Consider the following 22,189-nt stretch of genomic DNA (forward strand, 5'->3'; position numbering starts at 1 on the left):
GTGAGGGGAGGGCGCGGGAGATGAGGGCCACTGCCCCTGCTCATAACGCTTCGGTGCACAACTACGGACGCGGTACGGCTGAACCCGTGGCACCGGTGCACCATGGACCGATGCGCGACGACGGGCACGACGACACCGCAGTCGTGAGTGCACTCGTACGACGTGCGGCCGAGGGGGACGAGCAGGCCACACACGACCTTCTCGCCCGGGTGCATCCACTCGCTCTGCGGTACTGCCGGAGGCGGCTGACCAGGCTTCCGGGCGACGCTCGCCACTTTGTGGACGACCTCGCACAGGAGGTCTGCATCGCCGTGCTCTGTGCCCTGCCGCGCTACCGCGACACGGGCAAGCCCTTCGAGGCGTTCGTCGTGGCCATCGCCCAGCACAAGGTCGCCGACCTGCAGCGGGCGGCCATGCGCGGTCCTGGCAGCACGGCGGTGCCCTCGGACGAGATGCCCGAGCAGCCCGACGATTCGCTGGGCCCCGAGGAGCGCGCGCTGCTGAGCAGCGACGCCGCCTGGGCCAAGAAGCTGCTCGCCAATCTGCCCCAGCATCAGCGCGAACTGGTCCTGCTCCGGGTGGCGGTCGGGCTCACAGCGGAGGAGACCGGGGAGATGCTCGGGATGTCGCCGGGTGCCGTCCGCGTCGCGCAGCACAGGGCACTGAGCAGGCTGAGGGCACTGGCGGAGCAGTAGTCCCGGGCCGTTTAGCATGGACGTTCAGTCCGGGGCGGCAAGCATGGGAAAGGTGTCATGACAGCCAACGACGGAGTCGGAGCCGGGGCCGGGGTGCCTGCCAAATTCGCGATGCTCGGGCTGACATACGACGACGTGCTGCTGCTGCCCGGTGAGTCGGACATGGCTCCCGGTGAGATCGACACCGCTTCGTACGTCTCGCGCAACGTCAAGGTGAACGTACCGCTGCTCTCCGCGGCCATGGACAAGGTGACCGAGGCGCGGATGGCCATCGCCATGGCCCGTCAGGGCGGCGTCGGCGTGCTCCACCGCAACCTCTCCGTCGAGGACCAGGCCGCGCAGGTGGACCGGGTCAAGCGCTCCGAGTCCGGCATGGTCACCGACCCGATCACGATCCGTCCGGACGCGACCCTGGGCGACGCGGACGTGCTGTGCGGCAGGTTCCGCATCAGCGGCGTGCCCGTGACCGACGCGTCGGGGAAGCTGCTCGGCATCGTCACCAATCGCGACATGGCCTTCGAGGCCGACCGCGAGCGGCAGGTGCGCGAGGTCATGACGCCGATGCCGCTGGTCACCGGCAAGGTCGGCATCTCGCGCAACGAGGCGATGGAGCTGCTGCGCCGGCACAAGATCGAGAAGCTGCCGCTGGTCGACGACGCGGGTGTGCTCAAGGGGCTCATCACCGTCAAGGACTTCGTGAAGGCCGAGCAGTACCCGCAGGCAGCCAAGGACGGAGAGGGCCGGCTCGTCGTAGGTGCCGCGGTGGGCGTCGCGGGTGACGCGTACGAGCGGGCGCAGGCGCTCGTCGAGGCGGGCGTGGACTTCGTCGTCGTAGACACGGCGCACGGTCATTCGCGGCTCGTCGGCGACATGGTCGCCAAGATCAAGTCGAACTCGTCGGTCGACGTCGTCGGCGGCAACGTCGCCACCCGCGAAGGGGCGCAGACGCTGATCGACGCGGGGGTCGACGGCATCAAGGTCGGCGTCGGACCTGGCTCGATCTGCACGACGCGGGTCGTGGCCGGCATCGGCGTCCCGCAGGTCACGGCGATCTACGAGGCGTCCCTCGCGGCCAAGGAGGCCGGTGTCCCGGTCATCGGCGACGGCGGCCTGCAGTACAGCGGCGACATCGCCAAGGCGCTGGTCGCGGGTGCAGACACTGTGATGCTCGGCTCTCTGCTGGCGGGCTGCGAGGAGTCGCCGGGCGAGCTGCTGTTCATCAACGGCAAGCAGTTCAAGTCGTACCGGGGCATGGGGTCGCTCGGCGCCATGCAGTCGCGGGGCGAGACGAAGTCGTACTCCAAGGACCGCTACTTCCAGGAGGAGGTCAGCGGGGACGACAAGCTCATCCCCGAGGGCGTCGAGGGTCAGGTTCCCTACCGGGGCCCGCTGGGTGCGGTCGTGCACCAACTGGTCGGCGGCCTCAAGCAGTCGATGTTCTACGTCGGCGGGCGGAGCGTGCCGGAGCTGAAGGCGCGCGGCCAGTTCGTACGCATCACCTCGGCGGGTCTGAAGGAGAGCCACCCGCACGACGTGCAGATGACGACCGAAGCGCCGAACTATTCGAGGCGCTGAGCCCCGCCCCCTCCCGGCCGGTGCCAGGTGCCGGTCGGTGATACTGGGACGGCAGACCGGCGCGCAGGGCGAGAAGGGCTTCACAGGTGACTGAGATCGAGATCGGGCGCGGCAAGCGCGGACGGCGGGCGTACGCCTTCGACGACATCGCCGTGGTGCCGAGCCGCCGCACGCGCGACCCGAAGGAGGTCTCGATCGCCTGGCAGATCGACGCCTACCGCTTCGAACTGCCTTTCATGGCGGCCCCGATGGACTCGGTCGTCTCCCCCGCCACCGCGATCCGCATCGGCGAGCTCGGCGGCCTCGGCGTCCTCAACCTCGAAGGTCTGTGGACGCGTTACGAGGACCCTGAGCCGCTGCTCGCGGAGATCGCCGAGCTGGACGAGCACACGGCGAACCGCCGGATGCAGGAGATCTACGCGGAGCCGGTCAAGGAAGAGCTGATCGGCGAGCGGATCAGGGAGGTGCGCGCCGCTGGTGTGGTGACTGCCGCGGCGCTCTCCCCGCAGCGAACTGTCCAGTTCTCCAAGGCCGTTGTCGATGCCGGCGTCGACCTCTTCGTCATCCGCGGTACGACGGTCTCCGCCGAGCACGTCTCCTCGGCGGCGGAGCCTCTCAACCTCAAGCAGTTCATCTACGAGCTGGACGTGCCCGTGATCGTGGGCGGTTGTGCCACGTACACGGCGGCGCTGCATCTGATGCGCACGGGCGCCGCCGGCGTGCTGGTGGGCTTCGGCGGCGGTGCCGCGCACACCACGCGGAACGTGCTGGGCATCCAGGTGCCGATGGCGACAGCGGTGGCGGACGTGGCGGCTGCCCGCCGTGACTACCTCGACGAGTCCGGCGGCCGGTACGTCCACGTCATCGCTGACGGCGGCGTCGGCTGGTCCGGCGACCTGCCCAAGGCCGTGGCCTGCGGGGCGGACGCTGTGATGATGGGCTCGCCGCTGGCGCGGGCCACCGACGCCCCCGGACGCGGGCACCACTGGGGCATGGAGGCCGTGCACGAGGACGTGCCGCGCGGGAAGCGCATGGACCTCGGTGCGGCCGGCACGACGGAGGAGATCCTGCTCGGGCCGTCGCACACCCCGGACGGCTCGATGAACTTCTTCGGAGCGCTGCGCCGTGCGATGGCGACGACGGGCTACTCGGAGCTGAAGGAGTTCCAGCGCGTCGAGGTCACCGTCACACGCTGACGACCGCTGCGCCGGGCGCCGGCCGTTACCCCTTCACAGCCGGTGTGCGGCGCCCGTGGGGCTCGCGCCCCTGGTGTCGAACAGCAGTTGAGCTTTCGAGGCCAGCCCTTGCAGGTCGTACGTGCTGTGGTGCTGGAGGAGCACCGTCAGGTCGGCCTGCGCCGCCGTCTCGTACAGCGAGTCCGCGCGTGGCACCGGCTGGTCCGCGACCTGCCACTGCATGACGTACGGGTCGTGGTAACTCACCCGCGCGCCCAACTGCTTGAGCAGGAGCGCGACTTCGCGGGCGGGCGCGCCCTCCTGGTCGGGCACGTCGGGCTTGTACGTGACGCCGAGCAGCAGCACGCGGGCGCCGCGCGCCGACTTGCCGTGTTCGTTGAGCAGCGCGGCGGCCCGCTGGCAGACGTAGCGCGGCATGCGCGCGTTGACCTCCTGCGCGAGTTCGACCATGCGCAGCGGGTAGCCGAGCGAACGGCTGCGGTAGGCAAGGTAGTTGGGGTCGATGGAGACGCTGTGGCCGCCGACGCCCGGGCCCGGCCGGAACGCCTGGAAGCCGAACGGCTTTGTCTCCGCGCACCGGATGACGTCCCACAGGTCGACGCCGATGTCGTGGCAGAAGACCGCCATCTCGTTCACGAGGGCGATGTTGACCTGGCGGAAGTTCGTCTCCAGGAGCTGCGCCGCCTCGGCTTCGCGCGGGCCGCGGGCGCGTACGACCTTGTCGGCGAGGCGTCCGTAGAAGGCGGCTGCCGCTTCGGTGCACGCGGGGGTGAGGCCGCCGATGACCTTCGGGGTGTTGGCGTATCCGTGGTGCCGGCTGCCCGGGTCGATGCGGGCGGGGGAGTAGGCGAGATGGAAGTCACGTCCTGCGTGCAGCCCCGAGCCCTCTTCGAGCAGCGGGCGGAGGATTTCCTCCGTGCTGCCCGGGTACACCGCGGACTCGAGTACCACCGTCGTGCGGGGACGCAGCTGGGAGGCGAGCGTGTGAGCAGCAGTGCGCACGGCCGTCAGATTCAGCGCGCGGTCCGGCCCGAGCGAGGTGGGCGCGCAGATCAGCGCCGTACGGACGCGGCTGAGGACGGTGGGGTCCGTGGTGGCCCGGAAACCGCGCGAGATCATGCGGCGCAGTTCGGCGGCGGTGAGGGTGCCGTCCGCGGGAGGACGGGCCGCGTTGAGGTCGGCGACCGTCTGCTCGTCCGGGTCGTAGCCGAGGGTGGCGACGCCTGCCGCGACGGCGGCCTGCGCCACGGGAAGACCCGAATGGCCCAGTCCGAGGACGGCGAGATCTGCGGGTTTCGCGGCAGACATCCTCTCCCTTGCTCCCCTCGCTCCCGTTGCACCGGCCTCACGTGTGGCATTCCGAGGACGGCCCCGGAGGTCGCTGTCAGCGGTGCTTGTGAGCACGGCGCAGCGCTATAGCAAGTTAATCGGCAATATGACGGATATCTGGGATTACCCGCTGAGCGAGGCCGTGCGGCACCGCCGAAGTCATGGAATTGGAGGACCATCGGCATGGGAACACTGCCTACGTTCTGACATCACCACGGACGCGCGACGCATGACCCACAGGAGGCAGCGGTGAGGACGGCGACACTGGGACCGGAGCAGCGTGCGCAAGCGCTGGCACAGATGTCCGAACGCGAACTCGACGTGCTGGTCATCGGGGGCGGGATCGTGGGAGCGGGCACGGCGCTGGACGCCGTCACGCGCGGTCTGTCCACGGGGATCGTCGAGGCGAACGACTGGGCGTCCGGCACGTCGAGCCGCTCCAGCAAGCTGATCCACGGCGGGCTGCGCTACCTGGAGATGCTGGACTTCACCCTCGTGCGCGAGGCGCTGAAGGAGCGGGGACTGCTGCTGCAGCGGATCGCGCCGCATCTGGTGAAGCCCGTGCCGTTCCTCTACCCCCTTCAGCACAAGGGCTGGGAGCGTCTCTACGCGGGGGCGGGCGTGGCCATGTACGACGCGATGTCCGTCTCGTCGGGGCACGGGCGGGGGCTGCCCACCCACCGGCACCTCTCCCGCCGTCACGCGCTGCGCGTGGCACCGGCATTGCGCAAGGACGCGCTGGTCGGCGCTCTGCAGTACTACGACGCACAGGTCGACGACGCGCGGTACGTCGCCACAGTCGTGCGCACCGCCGCCGCTTACGGGGCGCACACCGCGAACCGGGCGCGGGTCGTCGGCTTCCTGCGCGAGGGCGAGCGCGTGGTCGGAGCGCGGATCGAGGACCTGGAGCAGGGCGGCGAGTACGAAGTGCGGGCGCGCCAGATCGTCAACTCCACCGGTGTGTGGACGGACGACACGCAGAGCCTGATCGCCGAGCGCGGGATGTTCCACGTACGCGCGTCCAAGGGCATCCACCTCGTCGTGCCGAAGGACCGGATCCACTCGCAGAGCGGGCTGATCCTGCGCACCGAGAAGAGCGTGCTCTTCGTCATCCCGTGGGGCCGGCACTGGATCATCGGCACCACCGACACCGGCTGGGACCTGGACAAGCGGCATCCGGCGGCGTCCAGCGCCGACATCGACTACCTGCTCGACCACGTCAACTCGGTGCTGGCGGTGCCGCTCGGTCGCAACGACGTCGAGGGCGTCTACGCGGGGCTGCGTCCGCTGCTGGCCGGTGAGTCGGAGGCGACGAGCAAGCTCTCGCGGGAGCACACGGTCGCCCACCCGGTGCCGGGCATGGTGGTGGTCGCGGGCGGCAAGTACACGACGTACCGGGTGATGGCCAAGGACGCCGTGGACGAGGCGGTGCACGGGCTGGACCACCGGGTCGCGGAGTGCGTGACCGAAGAGGTGCCGCTGGTCGGTGCCGAGGGCTATCACGCGCTGTGGAACGCACGGGCGCGCCTCGCCGCGCGCACCGGCCTGCACGTGGCGCGGGTCGAGCACCTCCTCAACCGCTACGGCGTGTTGACGGAGGAGCTGTTCGAACTCATCGCGGAGAACCCGAAGTTGGGTGAGCCGCTGCCCGCCGCCGACGACTACCTCAAGGCGGAGATCGTCTACGCCTGTTCGCACGAGGGCGCGCGGCACATCGACGACGTGCTGACACGGCGTACCCGCATCTCCATCGAGACCTTCGACAGGGGCACGCGCAGTGCGCGCGAGTGCGCGGAGCTCATGGCGGGAGTGCTCGGCTGGGACGCCGACCAGATCGACCGCGAGGTGGAGTACTACGAGAAGCGGGTCGAGGCCGAGCGCGAATCGCAGCGTCAGCCGGACGATCTGACGGCGGACGCGGCCCGGTTGGGAGCCCCGGACATCGCGCCCGTATGAGACAGCTGCAAGCGTGAGACGGTGTGCAGTACCTGTGCCGCCCCCGTACCCGAAGTGTCAGGTCGATGGTTCACAATGGGAGTTGGGCTGGGGCGGGCCCGTCGCAGAGGGACACTAGGGGATTCATGAGCGAGGACGCGGGGCGGCTGGTAGGAGGGCGCTATCGGCTCGGGGGAGTCCTCGGGCGTGGCGGCATGGGCACCGTGTGGCGCGGCGAGGACGAGACCCTCGGCCGTTCCGTGGCGGTGAAGGAACTGCGCTTCCCCTCCAGCGTCGAGGAGGACGAGAAGCAGCGGCTGATCACCCGGACGCTCCGCGAGGCGAAGGCGATCGCCCGGATCCGCAGCGGCAGCGCGGTGACGGTCTTCGACGTCGTGGACGAGGACGACCGGCCCTGGATCGTCATGGAACTGGTCGAGGGCAGTTCGCTCGCCGACCACATCCGCAAGGACGGACCGCTGACGCCTCAGCGCGCCGCCGAGGTCGGACTGGCCGTCCTCGACGTGCTGCGCGCCGCCCACCGTGAAGGCGTCCTGCACCGTGACGTGAAGCCCTCGAACGTCCTGCTGGAGGACGTCACGGACCGTGTCGTGCTCACCGACTTCGGTATCGCCAAGGTCGAGGGCGACCCGTCGGTGACGTCGACGGGGATGCTGGTGGGAGCCCCGTCCTACATCTCGCCCGAGCGGGCCCGCGGCAAGCCGCCGGGTCCGCCGGCCGACCTGTGGTCGCTGGGGGCGCTGCTGTACGCGGCGGTCGAGGGGCACCCTCCGTACGACAAGGGGTCGGCCATATCGACTCTGACAGCGGTGATGACGGAGCCCGTGCCGCCGCCGAAACAGGCCGGTGAGCTGGAAGAAGTGATCTTCGGGCTGCTCACGAAGGACCCGGAGAAGCGGCTCGACGTCGCTGGTGCGCGGGCGCTGCTGCAGCCCGTGGCGACGGGAGCGGGCGGTGCGGACGCGGCCCCGGACCGCAGCGGCGGCGGGTCGACGGCGGTGCTGCCGGCCACGCCGGACGGTGCCGGGGAGAACGACAAGACCGGCAGCGCGGACAAGGCCGACGGCGCGGAACCCGGTGCCGGTGGGCGCGCCGCGAAGAGCACCGCCAAGAGCACCGCCAAGAAGAAGGCGGACAAGCGCAGGAGCGCGAAGCCTGCCGCTGCGGGGGGCGCGGCCGCGGCAGGCGCGGCGGCCGCCGCCGGAACCGCAGGCGTGACTGCCGATGAGCCGTCGGCTTCACCCGCCGCCGACGCCACCGATGCGGGACGGGCCGGCGGCGACCTGACGGGGACCGGGAAGGCCGCACCGGCCGCGGCAGGTGCGGGCGCGGGTCCGGGCAGCGGCGGCACCACCACGTTCGCCGCGCTCGCGAACAGGTATCCGCGCAGGACGCTGGGCATCGCGGCCGCCGCCCTCGTGGCCGTACTGGCGCTGGTGGCCGTTCTCCTCGTCGACGCGGGGGGCGGCGGCGAGGGAGGCAAGTCCGGCAAGGACGCCGCTGCTTCGGGCGGCTCCGGCGAGGGTGCGAAGGACAAGACGGACTCCGGCGCGAAGAAGGACGGCAAGGGCGAGGGCGAGAAGGAGACCGCGCCGTCACCCGACCCCGGTGCGTCCTCCGGTGAAGAGGGGGACGACGAGGAACCCGGCGAAGACGGCGGCTCGCTGCCGGACGACTACGAGCAAGTCACCAACAAGCGCTTCCACTTCAGCATCGCCATGCCCAAGGACTTCGAGCGCGTCGGCATCGCCGGCGCCAACTCCGGGGCGAAATACTCCGACGGCGGTCTGCCCAAGCTCCAGGTCGACTACAGCGGCAGCCCCAAGTCGGACGCCGCCGCCACCTGGCGTTCCCTGGAGCCCGCTGTGAGCAGCAGCAGCGGCTACAAGCTGAAGGGCATAAAGGAAGTGAGCTGGCGGGACTACCCGAGCGTCGCCGACTGGCAGTTCGAGCGCGATGAGGACGGCAAGAGGGTGCGGGTCCTCAACCGCGGCTTCAAGGCCGACAGTTCACACGGCTTCGCAATAATGATCACCTGCAGGGCCGACAAGTGGGACGACGAGGAGTGCCGGACTCTGCGCGAGACGGCATTCGAGACCTTCAAGCCGCTCGACTGACAGCGGTTCCCCCGGCACGTTTCGGGGGACGTTGGGAGAGAGGCGGCTTCGGGCAGGCGAAGCCGCGGAGCGGTCCCGCCCGGTCTCACCGGGAGGCGCCTCCGTCCGGGCACCGGCAGGTTCCCGGACCGGCCGCGCCGGACAGCACAGGCACGTATCGTGAATGGCCGCAGACCGGTGTCCGTCCGCAAAGATGCGGATGCAGTGGGGAATCGGCGGTCTCGCGCGTTGTGGGGAGGTGTCGTGGAGGACTACGCCGGCAAGGCGGGGCGGCTGCTCGCCGATCGCTATCGCTTGCCGCAACCCCCGGCCGACGCCTACTACTTGGCCGAGTCGGTGGCGTACGACACCGCCAGCGGACAGGAAGTGCTCGTACGTCAGATCCCGTTGCCGGAGGTCGTCGACGCGGAGTTCGTCGGGGACGGTGTTCCGGGCGGTGCCGCCGGGGAGGGACGTTTCCGCGGTTCCGTCGGCCGTGCCACCCGCAGACCCGCGGACCCGGCAGTGCGCCGGGCGGTCGAGGCGGCTGTCGCTGCCGCGCGTATCCCGGACCACCCGCGGCTCGACCAGGTCTTCGACGTCTTCGTCGAGGGCGACGGGCTGTGGATCGTCAGCGAGCTGCTGCCGGCGACACCCCTCGCCTCGCTGCTCCAGGACCAGACGCTGACGGCGCACCGGGCGGCGGAGATCGCCGCGGACGTGCTGACCGCGCTGCGCACCGTGCACGCACACGGCTGGACGCACCGGAACGTCACCGCGCGCACCGTCCTCATCTGCGACGACGGACGCGCTCTGCTCACCGGACTCGCGGTGGGCGCCGCGGAGGAAGCCCTCTGCGGCTACAACCCCCTCCCGGACGCGGGCCCGGCACCGCTGCCGCCGACCGGCGCCATCCCCGGGGACCCCTCTCTGCGGGGTCAGGACGACGCCGACGGTGCGTCGAGCCCCGGCGGGGCGCCCGGCCCCTCCCGCGGGGTGTGGACGGACACTCCTCTGCCGGAGGGCTTCGACGCGAGGCAGGAGGACGAGCCGTACGGCGGGGATCACGCCTCTCCCGGCGGTGCGCCGCCTCCCGCTCCCGAATCGCCCCGCTGGGAGGAGCCGCAGAGCCCGCGCGGCATATTCGGCCTCCAGGGGCCGGCACCCGGCGGCGCGGACCCGTCCACGGAGCCGCCCGGACCGCCCGCGCGGGGCGGGTACGAGCGCGGGACGCGCGGCCCGCGCAGCAGCGCGATAGCCGCCTACCAGGCCGGCACCCGGCGTGCCGCCGCAGCTCGCGCGGGGGATGCGGAGCGCGGCCACGACGAGGAGCACGTCCACGGCGCCGACGGTGCGGGCCAGGGACGCGGGCCGTACGGGGCCCATCCCGCGCCGGACGACTGCGTTCGCTGGCTCCCCGCGGGGGAGGACGAGGTCAGCCCCAGCGACCTGCCCGGCTCGCGTCCGCCCAACAGCCTTCCTGTCAGGGCCTCCTGGCGGTCGGACACCGCCTCCGCGCATCCGGGGCAGGAGCGCGGGGACGCCGGGTGCGCCGAGGACGGCGCGTACGCCGACGAGTTCACCGGCGATCTCGTCCCGTACGACGCGGAAGACGACGCGTACCCCGCGGAACCGGACGAGGAGAACCCCGCCTGGGGCCTGTCCGGTGAAGACGACGGTGGAGAACACTTCCGCGGCCCCACCTCCGCGCTGGCAGCCGAGCGGGCGCGGCACGCCCGCATGACGGTCGTGGGCGCGGTCAGCGAGCGGTGGGCCCCCGAGCAGGCCGGACCCGTGTACGAGAACTGGCGGCTGGCCCCGCCCGTCGGCCCCGCGGCCGATCTCTGGGCGTTGGGCGTGCTGCTCTTCCGCGCGGTCCAGGGCCACGCTCCCTATCCCGAGGACGACGTGGCCGAGCTCGTGCAGATGGTCTGCGCCGAGCCGCCGGCCTTCGCGGAGGACTGCGGCCCGCTGCGTCCGGTCGTCGAGTCGTTGATGCGTCAGGACCCCACGGAGCGCCCGGACTTCGAGGAGCTGCGAGGCTGGCTGCGTTCTCTGGTGCGTTCGGCGCCGGAGCCCGACGCGGGCTGGCACACGGTCTACGCGCCATCCCTGGAGACGGGCGGTCCGTCCGATCCGCGGCGGCTGCCGATTCTGCGCAGACGCGGCGAGCTCGTCCGCAGGCGGCGTGCGGAGAGGCGTGCCGCTGCGGCAGAGCGGAAGCGGCAGAAGCGGAGCAGGCCGAAGCGCACGAGATCCGTTCCTCCCACGGCGACCCCTCCCACGGCGCCCCCTCCCACGGCGCCCGCCGATCCTCCCGGGACGGCCGCTCCTCCGGCTCCTCCTGCCCCTCCCGCCTCTTTCGCCGCCACCGCGCCGCCGCCTCCGCACGCCGCCGCCCCGCCCGTACGGGAACGGTCCCGGCGCGTGCGGGAGAAGAAGAGCGGGCGGGCCGGCGGCAGTCCGCTCAAGCTGGGGCGTCTGCTCCTCGGGCTGGTCTTACTGGGCCTGACGGGTGCGGTGCTGTACGCGATGTGGTTCATGCCCAAGGACGGCACGGACGGCGCCTCGAACCAGCAACGGGGTTCGGTGGGCGGCGAGAGCCGGCCCCCGCAGCCCGGCGACGACGGCGCCGGTCAGGGCGACTCCGGTCAGGGGGACGGCGGCCGGAGCGAGGGAGCCGGCAAGGGCGGTGCCGACAAGCCGCAGAACCCGGGGCCCGGCGGGAAGGTCCCCGAGGGCTACAAGCTGAGCCGGGATCCCGCCGGTTTCCAGATCGCGGTGCCCCGCGAGTGGGACCGCCGCTCCACCACCGGCCGCGGACAGGTCCGGTACAACGGTGGCCCGGTCGAGATGGTGGTCGTCAACGGACGGGACAGCACGAAGAAGTACGGCGACGACCCGATGGCCTACCAGAGCGACGACGAGCCGGAACTGGCGGCGTACCGCGCGTCGGAGTGGGCCTCGACCACCGGTCTGCGCCGCATCGACGTCGGCGCCACCGCCATGGCCGAGGGCACGTTCAGCTGGCGCGACGGCGGACGCGACGTGTACGCCCGCAACCGCGCGATGATCCTCGACGGCCGCTACCACCTGCTGCTGGTGATGGGCTCGAAGAGCAACAAGGCCGAGATCGACCGGCACTTCGAGGCCGTCGCCGACACCTACCGGGCGACGCGACGCTGAACGGCGGCGCCGTATGCACGGCCGCCCCGCCCCCGCGGGCCCCGCCCCGCCCCCGCCGCCCCGTGGCCGTTGTGCCAGCGTTCACTGGCGGATTCGGTGAAAGTGGTTACCGCCGGGTATGCAGCGCGTTTCCGCGGTCGTAGTCTCTGCCGCATGACGGACACGCAGGACACGCGAGAGAAACAGGGCACCGGCGCAGGTGAAGGCAGCGCGACGGGCAATCCCGTGGCCACCGCGCCCGCGGGAGTGCGCACCGCTGCCGAGGTGGTCACCCCTGACCTCGTCGCCCGCCTCACGAAGGGGGTGAGGGGCAGTGGCCGTACGCCCACTCACACTCCCTTCACAGGCGAGCAGCTCGCCGAACTGCCCGAGGCGACCCCCGAGGACGTCGCCGCCGCGTTCGACCGTGCGCGCGAAGCTCAGCGCGCGTGGGCGGCCACGCCCGTGAGGCGGCGCGCCGCCGTGCTGCTCCGCTTCCACGACCTCGTCCTCGAGCGGCAGAACGAGGTGCTGGACCTGATCCAGCTGCAGACCGGCAAGACCCGGCTCCACGCGCACGAAGAGGTGCAGGCGGTCTCCGTCGCCGCCCGGCACTACGGACGCCGCGCCGCCGCCTATCTGCGGCCGAAGCGGCACACCGGTGCGATCCCCGTACTGACCAAGGTGACCGAACTGCGCCACCCCCGCGGCGTCGTCGGGCAGATCGCTCCCTGGAACTACCCCCTCGAACTCTCCGTCGGGGACGCCCTCCCCGCCTTCGTCTCGGGCAACGCCGTCGTGATGAAGCCGGACACGGAGACCGCGCTGAGCGCGCTGTGGGCGCGGCGCCTCCTCATCGAAGCGGGGCTGCCCGAGGAGGTGTGGCAGATCGTCATCGGGGACGGCCCCGTGGTGGGTCCCGCCGTCGTCGAACGCGGCGACTACGTCTCCTTCACCGGTTCCACGCAGACGGGCCGCGGCGTCGCGCAGCTCGCCGCCGCCCGCCTGGTGGGCTGCTCGCTGGAGCTGGGCGGCAAGAACGCCATGATCGTGCTGCCCGACGCGGACCTGGACAAGGCGGCGGCCGGCGCGGTGCGCGGCTGCTTCTCCTCCGCCGGTCAGCTGTGCATATCGATCGAGCGCCTGTACGTGCACGAGTCGGTGGCGGACGCCTTCCTGGAGCGCTTCGTCGCCCGTACGCAGCAGATGACACTCGGCTCGTCGCTCGCCTTCGGTGCGGACATGGGCTCCCTGGTCTCGGACAAGCAGCTGGCGAACGTCACCCGGCACGTGGAAGAGGCCGTCGCGAAGGGGGCGAAGGTACTCGCAGGCGGCCGTGCCCGCCCGGACGTCGGCCCTCTCTTCCACGAGCCGACCATCCTCGACGGCGTCGAGTCGCCGATGGCCGTGTGCTCCGAGGAGACCTTCGGTCCCGTCGTCTCCGTGTACCGCTACGCGGACGTGGACGAGGCCGTGGAGCTGGCCAACTCCACGCCGTACGGCCTGAACGCGAGTGTCTGGGGCGGCAACGGGCGTACTGCCCGCGAGGTCGCGGCGCGGCTCCGCGCAGGGACGGTCAACGTCAACGAGGGCTACGCCGCCGCGTACGGCAGCGTGCAGGCACCGATGGGCGGCATGGGCGAGTCCGGCATCGGGAGGCGGCACGGCTCGGAGGGCATCCTCAAGTACACGGAGCCGCAGACCGTGGCCCACCAGCGAGTGCTGCCCATGGCCCCCTCGTTCGGCATGAACGACGAGAAGTACGCCGCCTTCATGAGCGTCTCGCTCAAGGCCCTCAAGGCGCTCCGCTTCCGCTGACGGGAGCCGCCCGGGGCGGCGCCGGCAGACCGGTGCACGTCCCGGCGGCGCACTCGGCAGCCCGCCCAGAAACGACAGACGACCGAGCCGCACCACTCGCACCGGAGGCACACCGTGTCCGAGGAGAACTCCGCCCAGAACGAGGGCGATTCGCACGACTACGACGTGATTGTCATCGGTTCCGGCTTCGGCGGTTCCGTGTCAGCTCTGCGCCTCACGGAGAAGGGTTACCGCGTCGGCGTGCTGGAGGCGGGCCGCCGCTTCACCCGGGAGACGCTGCCGAAGAACTCCTGGGACACCAAGAACTACCTCTGGGCCCCGGCGCTCGGCCTCTACGGGATCCAGCGCATCCACCTGCTGAGCAACGTCATGATCCTCGCGGGAGCGGGCGTCGGCGGTGGTTCGCTCAACTACGCCAACACGCTGTACGTCCCGCCGCCCGCCTTCTTCGAGGACCGCCAGTGGTGCCACATCACCGACTGGCAGGAGGAGTTGCGCCCCTTCTACGACCAGGCGCAGCGGATGCTCGGTGTCCGGCTGAACCCGACGATGACGCCGTCCGACGAGCACCTGAAGCGGACCGCCGAGCGGATGGGCGTCGGAGACACCTTCCACATGGCGCCCGTCGGTGTCTTCTTCGGGGACGGCCAGGACGCCGACGGCACGGCCACCGCGGAGCCCGGAGGCGAGGTGCCCGACCCCTATTTCGGCGGCGCCGGACCGTCGCGCAAGGCCTGCGCGGAGTGCGGCGAGTGCATGACGGGCTGCCGCCGCGGCGCGAAGAACACGCTCAACGAGAACTATCTCTACCTCGCGGAGAAGGCGGGCGCCGTCGTGCATCCGATGACCACCGTCCGCGAGGTCGAGGAGCTGCCGGACGGTGCGGGGTTCGCCGTCACGTGCGTCGCCACCGACAAGCGCAAGGGCCCCGCGAAGGTGCTGCGCGCGGGGAAGGTGGTGGTCGCGGCCGGTACGTACGGGACGCAGACCCTGCTGCACCGCATGCGCGACGCCGGCACGCTGCCGCGCCTGTCGGCCAGGCTCGGCGAGCTGACACGGACCAACTCCGAGGCGCTGGTGGGGGCGCAGACCATCGAGCGCCGCTACAAGAAGAAGTGGAAGGACGGCCGCCCGCTCGACTTCACGCGGGGCGTCGCCATCACCTCCTCCATCCACCCGAACGAACACACCCACATCGAGCCCGTCCGCTACGGCAGGGGCTCGAACGCGATGAGCGCGCTGACGACCCTCCAGGTCAACCACGACACCAAGCTGCCCAAGATCCTCGGCCACATCCTCACTTGCCTGCGGCACCCGAACCTCTTCGTACGCTCCCTGTCCGGACGGAAATGGTCCGAGCGGATCATCATCGGCCTGGTGATGCAGACCCACGACAACTCGCTGACGACGTACCGCAAGCAGAAGGGCCTGGGGAAGGGCCTGTTGACGGCCCGTCAAGGGCACGGCGCGCCCAACCCGGCCCACATCCCCGAGGGTTCCGAGGCGGCGCGGCTCCTCGCCGAGGAGATCAACGGCTTCGCCGGAGCCAACATCGGTGAGGTGATGGGCACTCCGCTCACGGCCCACTTCCTCGGCGGCTGTCCGATCGGCGCCGACGCCGGCAGCGGAGTCATCGACCCCTACCACCGGCTGTACGGGCACCCGGGCATCTCCGTCGTCGACGGCTCGGCCGTCTCGGCGAACCTGGGCGTGAACCCCGCACTCACGATCACCGCGCAGGCGGAACGGGCGATGTCGCTGTGGCCCAACAAGGGCGAGGAGGACGGGCGTCCGGCACAGGGAGCCGAGTACGTGCGTCTGGAACCGGTGCCGCCGCGTCAACCTGTCGTGCCCGAGAGTGCGTTCGCGGCGCTCCGTCTGACGATGCTGCCGGTGCCGCGGGTGCCGAAGAGCGCGGCGAAGGCGGACGGCGGAGGGACGGCAGCCGTGCCGGATTCTGCTGAAGCGTCCGTGAACGCTCCGGCAAAGGGGGCGGCCGGGCCCGCGGAGCAGTGACGGTGCCGCCGTCGTAGCGAGAGCGATTCCGCACGACGTACGACGTACACGTACGGCTCCGTGCAGCGGACTGCGAAAGGGCCCCGTGGTGCCGGCCGGGTGGGTGGTGGGCGGCGACCGCGGGGCCCTTCGGCCAGCTCGGACGTCAGGGCAGCGCCCGCGCTGGAGGAGCGGCACCGGGGGGTAGTGCCGCCTGGCTGCTGTCCGGAGCAGGGCAGATCGCGGCCCGCGCCCGTCAACAGTTATGTGGTCAAAGGGAGTTCGCTCGTGCATCGTGGTCGATGTGCCGCGCGGTACGCAAGCAGTTCGCGCCACTCCGTCACTTGATCCGTACCGGCCGGCCGGAACTTTTACCGGCGGGGGGAAATCTTCCGAATTCCTCCGTGCGCCGACCTCGGCGTGAACGGGGGCGAAGGTCCGCGGAGCGGCCGGTTCCGGGCGTCCCCCGAACCGGCCGCTCTCTCCCCGCCTGCGCGGAGAGGGGGCGTGACCGGGCTGCTGTCCCCTGCTGACCGGTCACTCGCGCCGCAACGAGGTCCCACGACACTGCCGCCTCCGCCTCACGGGAGAAACGGGCGTCTCATCGCTGCGATGGCGCCGCCCCGATCCGCCTGGCGCCCGGCTGACATCGGGGACACCGGGACCAACGAAGCCTTCACAGACCGGGTAACGCACCGTACGGGTGACCGCCGCGCCACCGCCTTGCCAGGGCGCCGGCCCCGGCACGGTGCCCTCCGGCGGCGGGACGGCTCATCTCGGAGGGCCCTCAAGGCCCGTGCACGGGCCTGGACTTCGCCCTGCGTCTGAATCCCTTCCCGTCAGCCGCGCGAGAGGCTCAGCAGCGTCATCGCGAGCTGCGTGCCGGGGCGGCCGAGTTCGCGGCGGTAGCGCTTGAGGATCTCCATCTCACGTGCGAGTCCGCCCTCGCCCTCGGGCTGGGGAGCGGCCTCTGCGTGCCCGGCGCCCGCGTCGGCACGCGTCCGCCGAGCGTCGGCCGAGGCCGCTCTCCGCTCCTGCACGAGGGCGATGATCCGCCGGTCCAGCTCGTCGATGCGTTCACGCACGCCACCGGGGACGTCCGTACCGGTCCGGTCGCCGGTCGCCGGGACCGCGTCCCCGCCGGTGTCCGTGGCCGGGCCGGTTCCCCCGGCAGGACCGGTCTTCGTTCCGCTGCTCATGGCTCTCTCCGTTCTCGGGCCGTACCTTCCGGGAGTCCGGGGCTCGTGGACCGGGAAGCGGAAACGACCGGCGCCCCGGGCCTTGATCGGCCCGGGGCGCCCGGTAAGTCGCTTGTCGGTTCGCTCAAGCAGCTTCACCACGGCAGCCGGAAGGGCCGATGCCATAGGTGAACCAGAAGCGGATCCGGTCGCGCGTGGTCTGCTCGAACATGCGGGCAGTATGCCCCGGCGGCCCCGTGGAGGCCAATCGGGAGCAGCCCCCGGTCCCGTTAGAATCGGTCGTACGACCCCGAGTGCGACCTGCGACGCGAGCTCTGATCGCGTACGTCCGACGCACCGCACCGCTCCACCGCCGTAAGGCCGAAAGGCAGCTGCTCCGTGGCTTCAGCGCCCGTCCCGCCGGAAGGCGACTCCCCGGAAGGCGTCACCGCTCCCGACACAGCTGTGGGGGCCGGGACCACCGAGACCGTTCTCGTGGTCGACTTCGGCGCGCAGTACGCGCAGCTGATCGCGCGCCGCGTGCGCGAGGCCCGTATCTACAGCGAGGTCGTGCCCAGCACGATGCCGGTGGCGGAGATCCTCGCGAAGAAGCCGAAGGCGGTCATCCTCTCGGGCGGCCCCTCCTCCGTGTACGCGGAGGACGCTCCGTCCCTCGACCGTTCGCTCTTCGAGGCGGGCGTCGCCGTTCTCGGCCTGTGCTACGGATTCCAGCTCATGGCGCAGAGCCTCGGCGGTTCCGTCGCGAACACCGGGAGCCGCGAGTACGGGCGTACGGACCTGATCGTCTCCAGGCCGGGTTCCACCCTCTTCGAGGGCACGCCCTCCCGTCAGCAGGTGTGGATGTCGCACGGCGACGCCTGCTCCGAGGCGCCGGAGGGCTTCACGGTCACCGCGTCGACGGACATGGTGCCGGTCGCCGCGTTCGAGAACGACGAGCGCCGGCTGTACGGCGTCCAGTACCACCCCGAGGTCATGCACACCACTCACGGGCAGCAGGTGCTGGAGCACTTCCTCTACCGGGGTGCGGGGCTGTCGCCGACCTGGACGACGGAGAGCATCGTCGACGAGCAGGTGGCGGCCGTCCGCCGGCAGGTCGGCAGCAAGCGCGCCATCTGCGGGCTGTCGGGCGGCGTGGACTCCGCTGTCGCCGCTGCGCTCGTCCACAAGGCCATCGGCACCCAGCTGACCTGCGTGTACGTGGACCACGGGCTGATGCGCAAGGGCGAGACGGAGCAGGTCGAGAAGGACTTCGTGGCGGCGACAGGCGTACAGCTGAAGGTCGTCGACGCCTCCGAGCGCTTCCTGTCCGCGCTGGCAGGAGCCAGCGACCCGGAACAGAAGCGGAAGATCATCGGGCGTGAGTTCATCCGGGTCTTCGAGCAGGCGCAGGCGGAACTCGTGGCGGAGGCCGGGGCGGCCGGCGAGGACGTGGCCTTCCTCGTGCAGGGCACGCTCTACCCCGACGTCGTCGAGTCCGGCGGCGGCACGGGCGCGGCCAACATCAAGTCGCACCACAACGTCGGCGGGCTCCCCGAGGACCTGGAGTTCCAGCTTGTCGAGCCGCTGCGGCAGCTCTTCAAGGACGAGGTCCGCATGGTGGGCCAGGAGCTGGGCCTGCCGGAGGAGATCGTCCAGCGCCAGCCCTTCCCGGGGCCGGGGCTGGGCATCCGCATCATCGGCGAGGTCACGCGCGAGCGCCTCGACCTGCTGCGGGAGGCCGACGTCATCGCCCGCGAGGAGCTGACGGCGGCCGGGCTGGACCGCGAGATCTGGCAGTGCCCGGTCGTGCTGCTCGGCGACGTGCGCTCGGTGGGCGTCCAGGGGGACGGACGTACGTACGGGCATCCGGTGGTGCTCCGCCCGGTGTCCTCCGAGGACGCGATGACGGCCGACTGGTCCCGGCTGCCCTACGACGTGCTGGCCCGTATCTCGACCCGGATCACGAACGAGGTGCCGGGCGTCAACCGCGTCGCCCTCGACATCACGAGCAAGCCGCCGGGCACGATCGAGTGGGAGTGACGCGGTAGGACCGCGTCGACCCTCGCGTCAACCACGGTGCCGTCGCTCATCCGTTTGAGCGACGGCATTGCTGTTCCCACCCGCTACTGTGGGTTCTGGTTCAAGAATCCCGTCCATGGGAGGAATCATGACCGCCGAGCCCGTGCCCGCCTCCGAGGAGCAAGCGTCAGCCGCCTCGTGGCCTGTGCCACCTCGGCAGGGCTACACCGTGGACGACCTGTTCACTCTGCCCGGCCTCCCGCCGCACACCGAGTTGATCGACGGGAGTCTGGTCTTCGTGAGCCCGCAGCGGGATTTTCATTCGCTGACCATGTACTTGCTGGAAATGGGGCTGCGCCGCACCGTTCCCGATGAGTTGCGCGTGAAGCGTGAGATGACGGTGGTGCTGAGCCCGCGGACAGCGCCCGAGCCCGACATCTCAGTGGTGCGGGCCGAGGCCGTGACCAGCCGCCGTCAGACGCGGTACGACGTGGCGGATGTCGTGCTCGCTGTCGAAGTCGTCTCCCCGGACTCAGAGGAACGGGACCGCGACACCAAGCCGCACAAGTACGCGCGGGCGGGTATCCCGCACTTCTGGCGCGTGGAGATGTCGGGCGACGGCGAGCGCCCGGTGGTCTACGTCTACGAACTGGACCCGACGACCATGGTCTACGCGGTCACGGGCATCCACCACGATCACCTGAAGCTGTCCGTGCCCTTCGACGTGGACATCGACCTCACCGAGATCGACCACATGTAGGCGGTCTCGCATGGACGGCCCGCCTCGCCGAGCCCCGGGTACCGCCCTCAGGCGCCGGTGACTCCGTCGATGCGTTCGCGGAGCAGGTCCGCGTGGCCGTTGTGGCGGGCGTACTCCTCGATGAGGTGGATCAGGATCCAGCGCAGGGAGACGCTCTTGTCGCCCATGTACGCCGCGTCCTCGTCCGGGAGGTCTCCCGCGTCGTCGAGGGAGGCGTGCGCCGTGAACTCCCGTCCGCGTGCGATCTCCTGACGCCAGGCGGCGAGCGCTTCGCCGATGCCCCGGTCGGGGGAGAGTGCGAACCCGTCGTCACCGCACGCCTCGTGGACCTTCGGAACGTCCAGTCCGGCGAACACCCGCTGGAACCAGCTGCGTTCGACCTCCGCCATGTGCTGGACGAGACCGAGCAGGGTCATGGGCGACGGTTCGGCGGAGACCGTACGGAGCTGGACGTCGTCCAGGCCCTCGCACTTGAGGGCGAGCGTGGCGCGGTGGAAGTCCAGCCAGCTCTCCAGCATGGCGCGTTCGCCGGCGTGCACGGGAGGGATGGCACGGCCGTCCGGTGTCGTCGTCATGCGGTCAGCGTCGCACGGAGCCGTGGCGAGACGGGCGGCTTCCCCCGTCCTGTCCTGAAATCCCTGCCGCCGTCCTGTTCAGGTCGTCCGCATCCGGGCTACGGCCTGGCACGGTGCCTCGGCGGCGCCTCCTCCTCCGGAGCGGGAGCCGCGAGGTCGTCCGCCGCGGCCTCGGCCGCTTCGGAGTCCTCCGGCAGGATGGCTCCGGGCGCGGGGCCTTCCGGTACGGCGGCTTCCGGCGGCAGGGTCACCTCCGGAGCGGGGCGTCCACGGGTGTCCTGCGCGGTGCTGGTACGGCCGCCGTTGCCGCCGTTGCCGCTGTTGTGCGCCGACGCCCCGTCGTGAGGGGTCTCGAGGAAGCGCAGCAGCTCGACGGGGAAGGGCAGCACGAGGGTGGAGTTCTTCTCCGTCGCGACGGAAGCGACAGTCTGAAGCAGACGCAGCTGCAACGCCGAGGGGGTCTCCGACATCTGCTCGGCGGCCTGCGCGAGCTTCTTGGACGCCTCCAGTTCGGCGTCCGCGTTGATGACCCGCGCCCGGCGGTCGCGCTGCGCCTCCGCCTGGCGCGCCATCGAGCGCTTCATCGTCTCGGGCAGCGACACGTCCTTGATCTCGACGCGGTCCACCGTGACGCCCCACTCCACCGCCGGGCTGTCGATCATCAACTCGAGGCCCTGGTTGAGCTTTTCGCGGTTGGAGAGGAGATCGTCCAGCTCGCTCTTGCCGATGATCGAGCGGAGGGACGTCTGCGCCATCTGCGAGACGGCGAACCTGTAGTCCTCGACCCGGATGATCGCGTCCGCGGGGTGCACGACCTTGAAGTAGACCACCGCGTCGACCCGCACGGTCACGTTGTCCCTCGTGATGCCTTCCTGAGCGGGCACGGGCAGGGTGACGACCTGCAAGTTGACCTTCTGCATCCGGTCGACGGCGGGCACGATCAGAGTGAAACCGGGCTCCTTGATGCCTGGCCGCAACCGCCCCAGCCGGAAGACCAGCCCCCGCTCGTACTGGCGGACCACGCGGGCCGCGGACATGAGGAGCAACGCGCCCACCACCACCACAGCCACGATCACGCCGACCACTACGTCCACGATCATCACGGCCTCCCTGAACTGCTCTGCCGCATGAAAGTCCGGGCAAACAGGTATGAACCTCACTTAACGGTAGCTCTGTCTCGGAGGCCCGGCCGTATCGGTTCACGGCGTAGGAATCCCGTCACATGCGGTGACGCAGCGGGGTGCGCGGGTGGGGTGGGAACCGCCCCCAGGGGACGGCTTCCGGTGTCTGCCGACGGGCGAGGGCCGGTGCATTTACGGAAAAGGGTTCAGCGGAGTCTCTACGGGGCCTCCACAATTGGATGTCATACGTACCGGCGTCGGTGAATTTGCCTCGCTGTGCCGAGTGAGAAGAAATTCGGACGGCGATTCCATTTCCTTCGCGGGTGGCCGGAAGCGGAATTCCCGGACTCCCGCTCGGTGACGACGTGAACCGGGCTCACGTTCGATGCGGAACGCCTCGAAACGGAATCCAAATCGCCCGTCGAAACAGCACGTGGTGTGGGCCCCGATCGCCAAGGACGGAACCTCCTCGTACCGGGTGGGCCGCTCCGGCCAGGGAAGTCGCTTCATGCGGGCGGCGGAGCGGGGGCTCGCGGATGGTGCAGTAGCCGGACTCCCCGCCGGGCCTCGTGTACGACCCTGGACGCGGCTGTGCGAATCCGAATTCGATCCGGGTGGCTTCCGGAATTCAATTGCGGAAAGACGTCGAATCGGTGCTACGGTCGTAGTGTTCAAGGCGGCGCGGTGGAGGAAGAGAACCGTCGCGCCGAC

General features: G+C 70.8%; 14 protein-coding genes. 10 read left to right on the top strand and 4 right to left on the bottom strand.

The genetic code is table 11. The annotated features are described in order from the left end of the window. Positions 1–110 precede the first annotated feature (110 nt). The 3 genes from ACFPA8_RS00745 to ACFPA8_RS00755 all read left to right on the top strand — a co-directional run bounded on the left by ACFPA8_RS00745 (position 111) and on the right by ACFPA8_RS00755 (position 3,466). Entirely contained in the window at positions 111–695 is a 585-nt protein-coding gene (locus tag ACFPA8_RS00745) for a sigma-70 family RNA polymerase sigma factor (protein WP_045867075.1), read from the top strand. 57 nt (positions 696–752) lie between these two features. Next, complete coding sequence (gene guaB / locus ACFPA8_RS00750; protein ID WP_386440618.1) at positions 753–2,270, top strand: IMP dehydrogenase; 1,518 nt, start codon at positions 753–755, stop codon at positions 2,268–2,270. Positions 2,271–2,356: 86 nt separating this feature from the next. Continuing rightward, on the top strand, positions 2,357–3,466 hold the full coding sequence (locus tag ACFPA8_RS00755; RefSeq protein WP_386440621.1) for a GuaB3 family IMP dehydrogenase-related protein: 1,110 nt from the start codon (positions 2,357–2,359) through the stop codon (positions 3,464–3,466). A gap of 33 nt (positions 3,467–3,499) precedes the next feature. Here ACFPA8_RS00755 and ACFPA8_RS00760 read toward each other — a convergent pair whose 3' ends face one another. Beyond that, positions 3,500–4,774, bottom strand: coding sequence for a nucleotide sugar dehydrogenase (locus ACFPA8_RS00760; protein ID WP_386440624.1), 1,275 nt, complete (start codon positions 4,772–4,774; stop codon positions 3,500–3,502). 270 nt (positions 4,775–5,044) lie between these two features. On the opposite strand from ACFPA8_RS00760, the gene ACFPA8_RS00765 reads away from it, so the two are divergent. The 5 genes from ACFPA8_RS00765 to ACFPA8_RS00785 all read left to right on the top strand — a co-directional run bounded on the left by ACFPA8_RS00765 (position 5,045) and on the right by ACFPA8_RS00785 (position 15,846). After that, positions 5,045–6,751 carry a glycerol-3-phosphate dehydrogenase/oxidase gene (locus tag ACFPA8_RS00765; protein ID WP_386440627.1) on the top strand — a complete coding sequence of 569 codons (1,707 nt, stop codon included), beginning with the start codon at positions 5,045–5,047 and terminating at the stop codon, positions 6,749–6,751. 125 nt (positions 6,752–6,876) lie between these two features. Continuing rightward, positions 6,877–8,868 carry a serine/threonine-protein kinase gene (locus ACFPA8_RS00770; RefSeq protein ID WP_386440630.1) on the top strand — a complete coding sequence of 664 codons (1,992 nt, stop codon included), beginning with the start codon at positions 6,877–6,879 and terminating at the stop codon, positions 8,866–8,868. A gap of 243 nt (positions 8,869–9,111) precedes the next feature. Further along, positions 9,112–12,033: a protein kinase gene (locus ACFPA8_RS00775; protein WP_386440633.1), complete on the top strand. Its 2,922-nt coding sequence runs from the start codon at positions 9,112–9,114 to the stop codon at positions 12,031–12,033. A 153-nt stretch (positions 12,034–12,186) separates the two neighbouring features. Continuing rightward, positions 12,187–13,830 carry a succinic semialdehyde dehydrogenase gene (locus ACFPA8_RS00780; RefSeq protein ID WP_386440634.1) on the top strand — a complete coding sequence of 548 codons (1,644 nt, stop codon included), beginning with the start codon at positions 12,187–12,189 and terminating at the stop codon, positions 13,828–13,830. Positions 13,831–13,944: 114 nt separating this feature from the next. Then, positions 13,945–15,846 (top strand): GMC oxidoreductase, encoded by a 1,902-nt coding sequence (locus ACFPA8_RS00785; protein ID WP_386440637.1) that lies wholly within the window; start codon positions 13,945–13,947, stop codon positions 15,844–15,846. Positions 15,847–16,664: 818 nt separating this feature from the next. Here the strand turns inward: ACFPA8_RS00785 and ACFPA8_RS00790 are convergent. Continuing rightward, the gene (locus ACFPA8_RS00790; protein ID WP_386440640.1) at positions 16,665–17,024 is read right to left on the bottom strand and encodes a chorismate mutase family protein; all 360 of its coding nucleotides are present in this window, start codon (positions 17,022–17,024) and stop codon (positions 16,665–16,667) included. Between the two features lie 444 nt (positions 17,025–17,468). On the opposite strand from ACFPA8_RS00790, the gene guaA reads away from it, so the two are divergent. Beyond that, positions 17,469–19,043: a glutamine-hydrolyzing GMP synthase gene (gene guaA, locus ACFPA8_RS00795; RefSeq protein WP_386441147.1), complete on the top strand. Its 1,575-nt coding sequence runs from the start codon at positions 17,469–17,471 to the stop codon at positions 19,041–19,043. Positions 19,044–19,170: 127 nt separating this feature from the next. Continuing rightward, on the top strand, positions 19,171–19,782 hold the full coding sequence (locus ACFPA8_RS00800) for a Uma2 family endonuclease (RefSeq protein ID WP_386440642.1): 612 nt from the start codon (positions 19,171–19,173) through the stop codon (positions 19,780–19,782). Between the two features lie 47 nt (positions 19,783–19,829). On the opposite strand, the gene ACFPA8_RS00805 is transcribed toward ACFPA8_RS00800, so the two are convergent. Beyond that, positions 19,830–20,357, bottom strand: coding sequence for a DinB family protein (locus ACFPA8_RS00805; protein WP_386440645.1), 528 nt, complete (start codon positions 20,355–20,357; stop codon positions 19,830–19,832). Between the two features lie 98 nt (positions 20,358–20,455). Continuing rightward, positions 20,456–21,457 (bottom strand): slipin family protein, encoded by a 1,002-nt coding sequence (locus tag ACFPA8_RS00810; protein WP_386440648.1) that lies wholly within the window; start codon positions 21,455–21,457, stop codon positions 20,456–20,458. Positions 21,458–22,189: the final 732 nt, after the last annotated feature.

It is taken from the genome of Streptomyces ovatisporus, from assembly GCF_042653885.1.
GTDB lineage: Bacteria > Actinomycetota > Actinomycetes > Streptomycetales > Streptomycetaceae > Streptomyces > Streptomyces ovatisporus.